The organism is Alsobacter sp. R-9, from assembly GCF_054612375.1.
In genome coordinates this window covers 35065-48485 of sequence record NZ_JBTSWJ010000021.1, presented here as the reverse complement: position 1 = coordinate 48485, position 13421 = coordinate 35065, and the positions used below count along the sequence as shown (strand labels likewise).

Sequence of the window (13421 nt, the reverse complement as noted above, 5' to 3'; positions counted from 1 at the left end):
GGCTTTGATGGTGGGCGCACAAGGATTCGAACCTTGGACCCGCTGATTAAGAGTCAGCTTTCCGCGTTGATTTTACTGCGCTTTCTATGCAAAACTATTGAATGTAGCGCCTAGTAGAATCAACGACTTGCACGCGTGATGTAAAACCGCTGGAGGCCGGATCGGCCATGTTCATCTACATCATGACCTCGGGGAAATTCTGCAAAGTCGGCATCTCTAAGAGGCCGAAAGCGCGGCGCAATTCCATGACGACGGCGAGCCCTAAGCCGCTGTCATTGTTCGCGTCGATCCGGTCCGCAAATGCGGCAGAGGTCGAACGACAGGCGCACGAGCTGCTGAAGCCTCACCGCACGTCTGGCGAATGGTTCGATGTGAACCTTTACATCGCTCTGACGGTTGTCGAGCATCTTGCGACCGGCGATCATTCGCGCGAGCTGGTCGACGCTTGCGTTGAGATTCAAGGTCACTCACGCGCATTGAATCGCTACTGTAAAGACGAGGATGATCGTTTTGCTCGATGGAGTTTTCTGCGGTCGTTCATCCTCGCGAATTGGCGATACGCAGGCCAGAACATTTTAAAGATCTAACCATTATCCGCCGTCTGTTCCCAAGGTTCGCCGTTCCATCAACCCCGGCAGGCGCGCAATTCCGCCCGCAATCCGGCGCGGCGGGTCGTCGCGGCGCGTTGCCCCGCATGGTCGTCACGCCGGCCCTCGGGACAGCCGCTGCACCGCGGCGACCAGCACCTCGATCCTCTCGCGGAAGGCGTCGCGCTGGCGCGTCACCTCGGCCAGTTCACGACGAAGGGTGTCGTCGAAGGACTGCTCGATGGCAGCGGCAGGATCACGGAAAAGGTCGGTCGCCAGAATGCCGAGCACGTCGGCAATGTCGACCAGCTGCTCGACCAGGAGGCCTCGGTCGCCACTCTCCCAGCGGCTCACCGTCGCCGCCGTCGCACCTAGTCGCTCGGCAAGCTCGGCTTGCGTCAGGCCCCGCGTCTCGCGCCATGCGCGAATGTGCAAGCCGCAGTCGCGTCTCTCGGAAATGCGTCTGCCCATGGCTTTTGGCTCCTGAACAGGGAGCATGAACGACACCCCGGCCCGGCGCCAGAACTTGGGCTTGACCTCGCGTCTAGTTGAGTGGCGGGCGTGGCTCGCCCGGGTCTGCCAGGGCCCGCACCATCTCAGGGCTCTGTGCCGCTGCCCACGTCCGCGCGAGGAGCCTAGCGTCATCGAGGGCGAGGGCTGCCTTCTTCGCTGGATGCCCAGCGGCCACCAGGGCGAGCAAGCAATCGAGTTCGTCTGTCAGGTCTGCACCCTCAAAGATCAACACCACGGCCATCGTCCGCGCGTCGTCGCCCGTCATCTGAAGCCCTTCCGCCAACACCGCGAGCGTGGCCTTGCAGCCACCGGTCCCGCAAGAAGTATGTTTGCTAGCGCAGCTGGCGAGCCTGCTACTTCACCGCGCTCGACACTGCCCCCCCTCGCGGCAATCGCGCTTAGCCCTCCGCGAGCTTGATGATGATCGAAAACGGAAGGACTCGATTATGCGGGGAAGGTCGCCCTCCCCCGCACAGTGTCAAGCGATCAGGCCGCCGGCTTCTTCCGGTCGGCGCGGTCCGCCTCAATGGCTTGGCGGATGAAGTTGGCGCTGCGCCGCGCCGCATCGCTGCACTCGACGACACCGCGAGCGTCCTGCTCCTCGATGCGTTCAGCAGCGAGATGTTCGGCAGCCATGGTGAAGACCAATTCCTTCGTGGACATGGCGTCCCTCAGGTTCTGGGACTTGCCCAGGCCCTTCGCCGCCTTGAGCTGCTGCGCAGTGCGGTCGAAGAGCCCCGCATAAGTAGCGTTCGTAACGCGCCCATACTCCTGCGGCTTCGTGACCTCGTGGTCCTTCAGCACAGCCGTCAGGCGGTTCCGCTCCGCGCGGCCGAGGGCCCGCATACCAGCCCACTCGTTATCGGCCGGCGGGGCCTTCTGCAGGATCTCGTCGGCGAGGGTAGCGTCTCCCGCCTTGTAGCGAAGGAAGACCTCACGGACCTCGAGAGCCAGCGCCGGGCTCAGGTACTCCGCGTAGGACAGCGCCAACCTCGAATCGGCAAACGTGCCGTCCGCCGCGCCGACCTTGGTGTAAAGCACTGACTGATAATCGCTTTTCGCCCAGTTGCGGGATTTTCCCGTAACCTTGGACAGCACAGCCTGAATGAGGGTCTGGGTCGTCGCCAGTCGCAACCAGTCGTGCGGCCTGGCGTTGGTGCGGAAGCCACCCGCACGATGCAGATCGCTCAGCGACACGCGGCCCATGGCGTCCACGCGGACATTGCGACCGCGGAGGGTGAAGAAGTCGGAAGGAGGGGTCGTCACGATAGTCCCTTTCTGGGCCTCAGCCCTGCGAGAATGGGACCGTCTCCGACTTGCCTTTCCCTACCCTACCGTGTCATGACACGAGTGAACGTGCGGGGAGGAACGGGGTCGGCGACGGTCTCGTGGCATCCGCATCACGGAGAGGCCGGGTCCCTAGCCCGGCCTCTTTCGATTCGGGTGCCCCGAAGCCCATAGCGTCGCAGAGGGATTTCGGTCGCTCAAGACCACCCCCTGACCTTTCCCCGGTCTCTACCCACAACAGATTTCTGTTCCGGCCGCATTCCTCAACGCAAAGGGATGAGGCCATCACGGCCGAGCCGCCGGCTCCCTGGTGGCGTCCACGATCCGCTCCAGGCGCTGCATGATCCGGAGCTGGGCCTCGCTGTTCGCCTCGATCCGCACCAGTCGCCCGTCGATGAGCCGCGCGTCCCTCTCGATGGTGTCGATCTTGATGTCGTGCTTGCTCGTCAGCTTGTCGAGCTCCGCGACCTTGCTGTCGACCTTCGACACGTACCAGAAGCCAGCCAGGAACTGCCCAGCGACGAGCACTAGGACGGCAATAGGCACGCGCCGATCAAGCGCCCAGTGCATCTGATCGTCACTGCGAGAAGTCGGTTCGGAGGTCATCGTAGAAGGCCCTGTCGTTGATCAGACGCTGGTTGGCTTGCCGAAGCGCGGCAAGGGTTCGGGCGGCGAAGATCACGGGATCATCACCGGTCTGGGCTTTCGGCGCTGGCACGGGGCGGCCGAATGTCGAGGGGGCCTCTGGCAGGACGGCCCGGGGCGGAGGAGGCGGCGGAGCCGAGGTCGCGCAGGCGGCGAGCGTCGTCATCAGACAGACGGCACTCAGCAGGCGGGGGGCTCTGCTCGCGGTCGCGCACATAGCGTGCGATTTCATCTCGCAGGCGATCGGATTCTGCATCGGCTTCTTGCTCCCTCTCCGCTGCCTTCTGCGCGATCGAGCGGGCGGCCTCCGCCTGCCGGCGGTACTCGTCCCGCGCGGCCTCTAGGCTCTTGATGGCCGCCGCCTGAACTTCGATCTGCGCGCTCCGATCGGCCGTGCGATAGCCATGCAACCAGGATGCCCCGCAGAAGCCCGCCAGCAGGGCAAGGACGGCCGCTGCCTTGTACGGGAAGGGGATGAGCGAGATCACCGGGTGCGGCCCTCCTTGATGGCCTGCACGGTGCTGTAGGCCGTGAGGCCGAGCCCGCCGAGGAGCAGGGCGACGAAGACGAGCTTGATCACCTCGCTGTAGCCGGAGACGTACTCCAGCTTCTCGGCCGCCTCCGTCGCCGTGGAGCCAAGTAGGCCGACGCTGGTGGCCACCGTGCCCTGCCCGGTCCTGGTGGAGGTGAAGGACGTGTCTCGCGGGTCAGCGGGGCCCGACGCGATCGCGTCGAGGTCGGCACCGCCCGCGAGCTCGTAGTCCATGTGGACCCCACTGACCTCGTTGTCGACCAGATCGACGGCCGCGGCGCGCACCTCGTTGATCCGCCGGGTCCAGCCCTTCCCGAACGTGCGGAACGTCTTCAGGCTGCGCACGAACTGGAGCCTGGCATCGCAGAGCGCCTCGATCGTCGCCTGATGGTCGGACTTGATGGCGGCCTCCGCCGTCACCGAGCCGGGGTCACCGTCCGCGCGCACGCCGAGCACCCGCTGGAAGTCGCGCACCGCCCGGGTGACGCCGCTGTTCACGGCGTAGTCGAAGAGGGCGAGATCGATCCCGCTTGGCATGTCGTCGCAACCGGCCAGCGACCAGTACTGGCGCCGGTAGATCGCCTCGACCTCGTCGTCCGCGATCTGGCGAACGTCGCGGGGCGTCATGCCGGTCTTCAGGCGCCAGGCGTCGTAGACCTTCTGGGTCACCCCGCGGTTGGTTGCGCCGCCCGGGTCAGCCGGGTGGTTGACGAACCCGCCCTCGTACCGGAGCGTGATCGCGAGGCACTTCTGGTAGTTGCTGCGCACGGTCGTTCTCCTCGAGCGTCTCGACGATCTCGCGCCATGGGTCGATGGGTGGTGGGGGTGGCTGATAGAGGCCGCGGACGAACGACGCGCACCCGCCCAGAGCCACGGCGATGAGGAGGACGGAGACCAGCGCGCACGCCATCGCCGCCCGGCGGCTGGCGCCGCGGGTTCGCTCGTTCATCGGGGGCTCCGGGATCAGGTCGTCGTCGTGACCTCGACGAAGTAGGTGTTCGTCGAGTCCGGCGTGTAGCAGCCGCCCGGCCCGTAGCTGTTTCGGGCGCGGACGAGGATCGTGTAGAGCGTGACCGGCGTCAGGCCCGCGATCACCTTGTCGTTCGGAAGCGTCGTCCAGGTGTCGTTCGTGTCATCAGGCCAGGAGTTGCCCTCTCCGATCCAGTACTCATAGGACGTCGCACCGGAGACCGCGCTGAAGGTCAGCTCGACGGTCGTCCCCGTGATCGCACCCGTCGCCAGGTCCTCGATGTAGCCGGGCGTCGCCAGCGTCGTCAGCGCCGCAAGGCCCGAGGCCGCGACGGGCGGTTCTATCCTGATCGACCGGAAGTAGCCGGGCGCCGCGTCGAGGATGTCTGAGCCGGCCGGCGACGGTCGATCCGCCGCGGCGACGGTCGGCGCGAGGAAGATGTCCGAGGTGTCGATGGTCGCGGCCTCGGTCCCGAGCGAGCCGTTAAGGCTGCACCCGCTCGTCGACGTCCCGACCGTAGCGGCGGCGCGGTTCGTCCCCAGCCACTGGACCCTGCGGCCCGTCGTGATGCCGCTGTAGGTCGAGTCGCTCGAGACGCCCGAATAAAGGAAATTCAGGTAGGCGCCGCAGTACAGGCTGATCGCCGTTCCCGAGCCCGTGCTGGACCCGATCTGAAGGAACGTGACCGTCCCGTCGTAGATGTCCTCCGTTTCGCCGACGTAGGTGAACGCCGCCTGCATCAGCGCGAGGAGCGGTCCCTTCGCCATGGGGCCATATTGCGGGTCGCGGTAGATCGCGCGCAGCCCGCGCCCCGGCACGACGTCCGCGGCGTTAAACGAGCCCGTGACGCCCGGGTAGTCCTGGAGGAGGTCCCCGATCTCGTACTGGACGCCCTCGACCCAGTACTCGCCATTCACGAAGTCGAGCCACGCGGTCCCGGGATCCTGCCCGTAGGATGGCCCAGTGCCGCCGCTGGCGGTGTCTCGCGTGACGTTGGCGGTGATGCCGGGGATCATGCCGAGACGTCCACGGTCAGGAGGCCGAAGAGGTCGTACTCGTCGGTCCCGACCTTTTTCAGCGTCGCCGTCCCGCCGACCGCCGTGATCGAGGGGAGGTAGCCGACTGGCGTATTGATCGTCACGCCGCTGTCCGCGGTGAAGGACATCGAGGCGCTGACCGCGCGAAAGTGGAATTCGGTCCAGAGGGGGACGTCGAGGTCCGCCGGGACCGTGACGTCGCAACCCAGGAGCGCGGTGCAGCGGAGGTAGCGGTTCGCGTTGGCGCTGACGAGCGTATGCGTCGCGGAGACGATCTCGGTCCCCTGCGGGACCTGGGGGTTCGTCAGCGTGAAAGGACCCAGTTCCGTCGCGTCGGACAGGATGACCGTGAACGACAGCCCCGTCTGGACGATGTTGCTGATCCCGACCGGCGAGTCGAGGGCCGCGATCTCCTCCGCGATCTTCTGCCAGAGCGTGTAGAAGTTCTCGTCGATCTGCGCGGCGGTCAGGTTCGCCCCGATGCCTGCGCCCCAGGCGCCCGTGGTGCGGTAGCGCATAGTCATCAGGCGCTCTCCCAGTCAGGATTTTCGAACAGGATGAAGGCGCGCCGCTCGTATTGCTTGGCGAACCATCCGATGGGTGTCCAGGTACTGCCGGATCCGCCGTCGACGACTTCCAGCGTCCCGACGTCGATGGTCTTGTTGAACTTCAGCGACGCGCCGTTGAGTTTCGTTCGATCGCTGAAACTGACGAAGGAGTCGTCGTAGTAGCCGTAATAGCCCGAGATCACGGGCGTCTCGCCCAGGTAGCCGAAGTGGCAGGCGAAGGTGTCGTCGTACTCGATGCACCGCAGGGCGTGCTCGATGCTCGTCCCACCCTGGAACTCGCCGCCGACCTCGGGGACCGTGATCCCGAGGCCACCGCCCTCGCCGTTGATGAACTCCGGGCGGGCGTAGGCTGGCTGGGGCGGGCCGAAGACGTTGTTGAGCGCGTCGGCGTAGCTGGACCCCCATCCGACGACGGTCTCGACGGGGACAGAGAGGACCTCGTCGGACTCGACGCCGGGACCGCCATTGACCGTGATCGTGATGGGCTCCCAGGTCACGCCGTCATTCGATCCCCATCCGGGGACCATGCCGACGCGGCGGTAGGTCCACTCCGTCTCGTAGAGGTAGGACCAGTGCAGCGCCCGCGTCCCCGGCGGCAGGATGACCTCGTCGAAGGTGTCGCAGGCGGTGTTCGCGGTGTCGTACTTCACGCGGCACCCGGGCGCCCAGCGATCCGTCACGACGTAGCGATAGTCCGTGCCGCTGCGCCTGAAGTGGAACCCGACGATGGTCTGGAACGGATCAAGGATGTAGGGACCGCGAGCCATCGCGATCAATCCCAGGCGTTGAAATGGTAGCGGTAGATCCGCCCGTTCTGCGAGTGCCTGAAGCGGATCTGGGTGATCCGCTTGACCTCGATGTAGTTCGTGTCGTCGTCAGGGTCGTAGACCTTCACGGTCTCCGTCTGCCTCGAGACTTCCTGCATGATGATGTCGGGCTGCTCGGAGTCGTCCTCGTCCTCGTCGCGCTCCTGGGGCCACTTCACGCGGAAGCCCCCGCCGCCGAGCTGGTCGTAGAGATTCTCGCCGGGCGAGGCCACGATGGGGTCGACGATGGGGCGGACGAAGTTGCTGGCCTTGCCCCACTCGATGTAGGCCTCGCCATCCTCGCCCGGGATCGGCGGGCGGTTGTTGATCGGTTGGCGGGTCTGCGCGTCGACCACGAGGAACGGGCGGACGGACGACTCCATCGACGCCGAGGTCCGCGCGAAGCCACCATACTTGCTGGCGAAGGCGGCGTTGATCTGGTCAAGGGCGCGGAGTTGAGCCTCGCCTTCGTACCGCATCGAGCTGAACGCGTTGAGGGTGTTCAGCGCCTTGGCGCCGGGAAGCTGGTTCAGATAGGCGGCGCCAGCAATTTCGGCGTCGAGGTCACGCGCCATCTCAGACCTCCAGATCGATCGTCTTCGGGATCTCGAGATCCCCGACCTCGACGTCGAAGATCGTTTCGAACGGCCCGCCCGTCAGGGGGCGCAACTCCAGCCCGACTTCGGTGTAGACGTCGTTCATCCCCGCCAGCGCGGCGCCGATGTCCTCGTAGGTGCCGCTCGTCGCCGCACGCTGCGCCGCCGGCCCGTTCAGGACCGTCAGGTTCAGGATGGCGTTCGACGCGGACAGGCCAATCAGGTCGAGCCCGTCGTCGACGATGGGCGTGTCGTCGATTGAGGTGTAGGCGATGTCCGAGGAGGCGACCGCCACGCCCCCGCCGCTGTAGGCCTGCCAGCCCGTGGCGGCGTAACCGTCCTCCGCGTAGACGCCGTCGCCGGTTGCGACGACGAGGCTCGCCCCGCGACCGATGGTGCAGGCGATGGTGACCGCGCCAGTGGCGCGCCCCTCGCCGTCGACGCCGAAGGAGTAGCCGACGACCTTCCCCGAGATCGCGCCGCCCGGGATGCGGGGGTCCGTCATCGCCATCGACACGCGGCAGGAGAGCTGCGCGGCGAACTGGAAGGTGACCTCGCGGGAGATGCGGATCGCCCGCGCGCGGGAGAGCAGGCGCGCCCGGCAGAGCACGATCAGGTGCTCGAGGCTTTGCTTGCCGCGATCCGTCAGGAAGTAGGACGGGCGCCGCACGTCGCCGATGGGCTGCGAGGCGTCCGACGTCCCCTCGTTGTCGACGAAGTTGCTGATCTCTTGGGAGGAGAGGCGAACCGACAGGAGGTTGTCGCCGCGGGGCTCGGACACCACCGCCTGGGTGTCCGCGGAGATGGAGAACCGCACGATCTCCCGACGCGAGCGGCTGACGTCGTATTTCACGACGAAGGTCGGGTCGAGAACCCAGAGGGGGAAGCCCAGGCGCGCGTCGGTGCATTCGACGCCGTAGAGCTCAGTCGGGAAGACCGTCCCGTCGAGGCGCAGCGGGTTCGTGACCGCGACCTCCCATCCGCCGCCGATGTTGTCGCCGCGCTCGGGCCAGTCTTCCTGGAGGCCCTGCCCGGTGTAGGACGCGGCCGAGTTGGGCGGCGCGCCTGCGGCGCGGAAGGCGGCGGCGATCCTCGAGGTAAGGTCGACGGTCCCGATCGCCGCCTGATCCCAACCGACGACCGCCTCGCACTTGATGGTCTGCACCGGGGCGCTGGCGAACGAGACCTGGAGCCCGTCGTAGAAGGCCTCGGACTCGTCGAGGTAGAGCGTGCCGTCCTCGCCCTCGATGATGTCGGATACCGTCACCTCGTGCGTCACGCGGTCGATGTGCCACGCCTGCGGGCGCGCCTCGAGGACCACGTCCGGGTTCGACCGCTGGTCGGCGTTGATCCAGACCGGATCCCAAAAGGGCGCGACCTTCAGCGTCTCCGCGAGCGCCGCCTTCTGGGTGTCGTAGTCGGTCGGGCGCGCCACGAACTGGAGCTGGATGATCTCGTCGTTCAGGCCCTCGGGAAACGCCGTCAGGCGCCCGTTGAACAGGGGCTCGGGTCCGCCCGTGCCGCCGGCGTCCCAGCCCAGCCAGCACCACTGGTAGCGCCCCGCCTTCAGGAGGCCCTCGCGGGGGTTGCGGATCTCGACGGTCAGCGTCGCGAACTCGCCCTCGGCGTGCGACACGCTGAAGGCGAAGACGTCCTCGTCCTCGCGCGGGTCGAAGGCGTCGCCGTCGTTGCACCACTGGAAATAGAAGGCCACGGGGTCAGACCTCCTCGAGTTCCAGAGTCCAGCCGTGCTGCTTGCCGTACTCGTCGAAGTTCACCTGGTGACCGACGACCATCATCTGGAGGATGGGGCGGTAGAAGGTGTAGTCCCCGTCCGTGTACTCGGACCCCGCCACCGCCGGGCGGTCGCCGCCAGCGCTCGAGGTGAGGTAGGCGAGCTCGGCGACGCAATAGACGGTCAGGACCTGGCCCGGCCAGACGCCGTCGAGCGCCGGGACCGAGACGTCGGTGCAGGAGATCGTGGAGCGGTACTTGCGGAACTGCTCGAGCGAGAGATCACGTAGTGATCCGTTCATCGTGCGTCGGAAGGACTGGGCGGCGGGGATCGGCACCAGTGACTGGGAGAGACCGCGGGCCGACCATGGGTTGATTCCGGGTCCGCTGATCTCGAGGAGCGTCTCGTCCGCCATCTGTTACCTCCAGGAGGGCTTCGCGCCGGCCGAGCGGATCTGGTTGCTGACCGCGAACCGCTCCAGTTTCGACGCGACCTCGGCGGGAGCCAGCATCGGCCCGAAGGACTGGCCCCCGATGTTCACGACGACCGGGCGCATCGCGCTCGCCCCAGCGCCGCTAGAGGAGGCCCGCATGGGGCTCGGCACCATCGCCGCCGAAGGGATGGCAAGGGCATTGGCGATGGCGCTGGCGAGCCCGCCCGTCGCGAAGGTCGGGATGCCCTCGCGCATGCGGCGGGCGCCGCGCACCAGCCCGCCGGAGGCGAACTTGCGGACGCGGTCGAAGGGGACGCGGAGGTTGTTGATCGCGGCGAGGAGGCCGACGCCGTAGTGATCCACCGCGCGGGCGCGCACGACGTATTCGCCGTCCGAGAGCCAGGCGGGGATGGAGTCGCTCGTCGGCGTCCCGGGTCCGCGCACGAGACCGCCCGAGGCGAAGCCCTCGTCGCTGCCGCCGCCGGAGGCGGAAGCTGCGGCGGCAGCAGCTTCAGCCGCGGCCTGCTTGACCTGTTCGATCTGGGCGGCAAGGCGGTCGAGCTGCGCGCCGATGGAGGAGATCGCCGCGGAGACCGCCGCCTCGACGCTTGCCATCACGGACTGGATCGCGCCCGCGAGACTGGTGAAGGCCTCGAGGAACCGATCCCGCAGGCCCTGCACGACGGCGCTGATCGCTTCGATCGCGGAGGTGAAGACGGAGGACAGCGTCGCGGACGCGGCCTCTGCGGCGGCGGGGATACCCGCGAACGCCTGGTCCGCGTTCTGGCCGATGGACCCGAACGATTCACCGATGGCTTGCACGCCCGTCTGGGTGACCGCGGAGGCCGCGTCGAACGCTGCCTGGAACCCCTGCTCGAGGTCGGTCGGGAGGCTGTCGAGCGCGTCGTTCCCCGCGTCGCCCAGAAGCGCGTTCTGTCCGTCGCCGCCCTCCAGCCCCCCGAGCACGAACCCGGCCCGGCCCTTCAGGCCCGGCGCGTTCGTGCTGTTCGTCAGATCCTTCAGCTTCTGGATCAAGCGATTGATCACGCCCTCGGTCTGATCCGCCTTCTTCTGGAGGTCCGAGATGATGTCGTCGGTCGAGGCGGTGCCGCCCTTCGCGAGTTCGGAGCGCAGATCTATTATCGACGCCCTGATCTCGTCGACAGAGCGCTTGCCCTCCGCGATCTTCGCTAGTTCCTCGTCAGAAATGACCTTCAGGTCCTTCAGGTTCTTCTGGTCGAAGACCTGGTTGACTGGCCCTCCGAGGGCCGTCTGGACGAACTTCCCGAGCTCCTCAAGCGACGACTTGAAGTCCTTGTCGTCAGGCTTCGGCACCTTGACAGGCTTGAGCTGCGGACCCTGGATGCCGAACAGGAAGTCGGAGATCGACTTGAACGCCGCCAGCGCGTAGTCCCTGATGTCGTCCCAGAAGGCGTAGAGGACGGTCCCTGCCGCCACCAACGCCAGCCCGATCGGGCCACCGGACAGGAACAACCCCAGGAACAGTTTGCCGAAGTTCGCCAGCCCCGCGAGGAGCGAGGAGGCGGTGAACGTGGCGCCGAGGAGTTTCGCCAGCGTGACGGCGCCCGCCGCGATCAGCGCGAAGGTCGCCGCGCTTTCGTCTGACAGCGCCGTGAACAGGTCGCGGATCAGCGAGATCGCGCCCTCGATGGCGTCCGTGATGTTCCCGCTGAACAGGTTGGAGAAGACCTCGCTAAACCGGGACAGGAGGTCGGGGATTTCCGAGAGGATGCGGGAGAAGGACAGGAACGCCGCCGCCACCAGTGCCACGGCGGGACCGCCCGTGCGGATGATGTTGAAGACGATGAAGGAAAGCGCGGCGAGCGCCTGGAGACCGCCCGTGACCTGGAGGAGCGCGATGTAGAAGGCCACCGCGCCGGCGGTCAGATTTGTCCCGAAAATCGCGTTGATGACGGAGGCCACGATGTTAAGGGCGACCGTCACGCCGTTGAACAGCGCCTTCAGGTTGTCCCCGATCGAACTGGCGATCTTGACGACGTCGCGGATGGCCTCGCCCAGCCCGGGCGCTTCGCGCTCGAGCGCAGCGAACGCCTCGGAGCCCGCGCGCTTGAAGGACTCCCAGAACGCCTGGAAGTCGCCGCGCAGGAGCGCCTGGAACGCCAGCTTGAAGTCAGCGCTCGCGGCCTTGAGCGCGGCGAAGGCGGCGGCACCGCCCGCCGTGATGTCCTCCCAGAAGTTCAGGACCGCAAGGCCGGCGATCAGCGCGGCGGGGCCGAACCCGCCAAGCGCCGCCACGGCGGCGGTCGTGAGCGCCACGACCGGGGCGATGACGCCCGTCAGCGCGCCGAACCCGCCGACGAGGGCGAACACCGCCGTCGTCGCCTGGAGGAAGCCGGCCGAGATGTCGAAGCCCAGCGCCTTCGTCAGGGTCTCCGCGAGGATTTCGAAGGACTGGTTGACGAAGTCGATGGCGGGCTTCAGGAAGTCGAGGACCGTCTGCGACAGGGCGCCTAGTGCGGTGCGGACCTGTTCCGCGACCTTGCTGATCTGCCCGAGGTTCAGGACCAAGTCGCCGATGGCGAGCGAGCCCAGCGCGTTCGTGCCGCTGAAGCTGCCGCCGAAGAAGGACTTCGCCAGCTCGACGCCGAAGCGGGCGAGCTCGACGATGGCCTTGCGGTTCGCGTCGACGAACTCGGTGTAGAACTTGACCGTCTCGGTGCGGCCCTTGAAGAACTGCGCGCCGATCTGGTTCTGGACGGAGGCGACCGCGTTCGCGAGATCGCGCTGGGCGGCGATCAGGCGAACGCCGTCCGCGACCTGTTCGTTCGTGAGCTTGCGGTCCTCCTCGACGCGGCGGCGCTTGTCCTCCTGCGCGGCTTCCGCCTCGGCGCGGATCAGCGGGAGGATCTCCTTCGCCTGGTCGCCGTAGACCTTGATCGCCTCGGCGGCGAGCTTCGCCTCCTCGGTGTTCTTCGCCAGCGCCCGGTTGACCTCAGCCTGCACCTGGTCGAACGACTTCAGCGATCCGTCCGCGTTCTGGAGACTGATCCCCAGCGCCTTGAACGTCTCCGCTGCCTTGATCCCCTCCTCGCTCGTCTGCTTCAGGTTGACGTTGAGGACGCGGATCCCGGTCCCGAGGCGGTCGACCCCGGCGACGCCGGTCGTCGTGCCGAAGCGGTTCAGCACCGCGCCCGCGGAGTCCGCGCGCTCCTTCAGCGCCTTCATGGCGTTCGCGAGCGCGTTGACGTCGACGCCGGCCGCGTCGGCCCGGGTCTTGAGGCGCTGGTAGCTTTCCGCCGAGAGGTTCAGCGCCTTCGCCTGGTCGTTGATCTCCTTCGCCGCCTCGGCGGCGGTCTGGGTGATCGACTTGATGGCGGCGTTCGCGGCGAGGCCCACCGCGGCGAGCGCGGCGACCGCGCCAGCGGCTGCGACGGCGATGGTCTGCCCCAGTGACGCGAAGGAGGCGCCGATGCCGCTAGCGCTGCCTCCCAGCCCCTGCGCGGCGCCCTCGAGCGAGCGGCCCGTCTGGTCGGCGCTGCGCCCGACCTCGTCGAGCGAGGTCTTCAGGTCGTCCGTCTGGCGCTTGACCTTCTCGAGGTTCGCGCGGTCGCCCGCGTTCTTCAGGCGGGTCAGCGCCTGCTCGCCGGCCCGCCCCAGTTCCTGGAGCGAGCGACGGATGTCCTCGTCCCCGACGAGCGAGATGCGGGCTTTGAGTTCACCGGCCATGCG

General features: G+C 67.1%; 14 protein-coding genes. 1 reads left to right on the top strand and 13 read right to left on the bottom strand.

What is annotated here, in order from left to right:
* Nucleotides 1–167: 167 nt before the first annotated feature.
* Nucleotides 168–587 carry a GIY-YIG nuclease family protein gene (locus ACX9GQ_RS23630; protein WP_459632070.1) on the top strand — a complete coding sequence of 140 codons (420 nt, stop codon included), beginning with the start codon at nucleotides 168–170 and terminating at the stop codon, nucleotides 585–587.
* Nucleotides 588–701: 114 nt separating this feature from the next.
* Here the strand turns inward: ACX9GQ_RS23630 and ACX9GQ_RS23625 are convergent, their stop codons facing one another.
* From ACX9GQ_RS23625 to ACX9GQ_RS23565, 13 genes are all read right to left on the bottom strand, one after another.
* On the bottom strand, nucleotides 702–1058 hold the full coding sequence (locus ACX9GQ_RS23625; protein ID WP_459632069.1) for a helix-turn-helix domain-containing protein: 357 nt from the start codon (nucleotides 1056–1058) through the stop codon (nucleotides 702–704).
* Between the two features lie 73 nt (nucleotides 1059–1131).
* Nucleotides 1132–1365 (bottom strand): hypothetical protein, encoded by a 234-nt coding sequence (locus ACX9GQ_RS23620; protein ID WP_459632068.1) that lies wholly within the window; start codon nucleotides 1363–1365, stop codon nucleotides 1132–1134.
* A gap of 221 nt (nucleotides 1366–1586) precedes the next feature.
* Nucleotides 1587–2366 carry a KilA-N domain-containing protein gene (locus tag ACX9GQ_RS23615; protein WP_459632067.1) on the bottom strand — a complete coding sequence of 260 codons (780 nt, stop codon included), beginning with the start codon at nucleotides 2364–2366 and terminating at the stop codon, nucleotides 1587–1589.
* A 306-nt stretch (nucleotides 2367–2672) separates the two neighbouring features.
* Complete coding sequence (locus tag ACX9GQ_RS23610) at nucleotides 2673–2933, bottom strand: hypothetical protein (RefSeq protein ID WP_459632066.1); 261 nt, start codon at nucleotides 2931–2933, stop codon at nucleotides 2673–2675.
* Nucleotides 2934–3076: 143 nt separating this feature from the next.
* Entirely contained in the window at nucleotides 3077–3520 is a 444-nt protein-coding gene (locus ACX9GQ_RS23605; protein WP_459632065.1) for a hypothetical protein, read from the bottom strand.
* On the bottom strand, nucleotides 3517–4332 hold the full coding sequence (locus ACX9GQ_RS23600) for a glycoside hydrolase family 108 protein (RefSeq protein ID WP_459632064.1): 816 nt from the start codon (nucleotides 4330–4332) through the stop codon (nucleotides 3517–3519). The genes ACX9GQ_RS23605 and ACX9GQ_RS23600 overlap by 4 nt, the downstream gene beginning before the upstream one ends.
* A 195-nt stretch (nucleotides 4333–4527) precedes the next feature.
* A complete protein-coding gene (locus ACX9GQ_RS23595) occupies nucleotides 4528–5550 on the bottom strand; it encodes a fibronectin type III domain-containing protein (protein WP_459632063.1) in 1023 nt (340 codons plus the stop codon).
* On the bottom strand, nucleotides 5547–6095 hold the full coding sequence (locus tag ACX9GQ_RS23590) for a hypothetical protein (protein ID WP_459632062.1): 549 nt from the start codon (nucleotides 6093–6095) through the stop codon (nucleotides 5547–5549). The genes ACX9GQ_RS23595 and ACX9GQ_RS23590 overlap by 4 nt, the downstream gene beginning before the upstream one ends.
* Nucleotides 6095–6907 carry a hypothetical protein gene (locus ACX9GQ_RS23585; protein WP_459632061.1) on the bottom strand — a complete coding sequence of 271 codons (813 nt, stop codon included), beginning with the start codon at nucleotides 6905–6907 and terminating at the stop codon, nucleotides 6095–6097. Before ACX9GQ_RS23585 ends, ACX9GQ_RS23590 begins: the two co-directional genes overlap by 1 nt.
* A gap of 5 nt (nucleotides 6908–6912) precedes the next feature.
* A complete protein-coding gene (locus tag ACX9GQ_RS23580) occupies nucleotides 6913–7521 on the bottom strand; it encodes a hypothetical protein (RefSeq protein WP_459632060.1) in 609 nt (202 codons plus the stop codon).
* 1 nt (nucleotide 7522) lies between these two features.
* Nucleotides 7523–9256, bottom strand: coding sequence for a hypothetical protein (locus tag ACX9GQ_RS23575; protein WP_459632059.1), 1734 nt, complete (start codon nucleotides 9254–9256; stop codon nucleotides 7523–7525).
* A 4-nt stretch (nucleotides 9257–9260) separates the two neighbouring features.
* On the bottom strand, nucleotides 9261–9692 hold the full coding sequence (locus ACX9GQ_RS23570) for a hypothetical protein (RefSeq protein WP_459632058.1): 432 nt from the start codon (nucleotides 9690–9692) through the stop codon (nucleotides 9261–9263).
* Between the two features lie 3 nt (nucleotides 9693–9695).
* Entirely contained in the window at nucleotides 9696–13418 is a 3723-nt protein-coding gene (locus tag ACX9GQ_RS23565) for a phage tail tape measure protein (RefSeq protein ID WP_459632057.1), read from the bottom strand.
* Nucleotides 13419–13421: the final 3 nt, after the last annotated feature.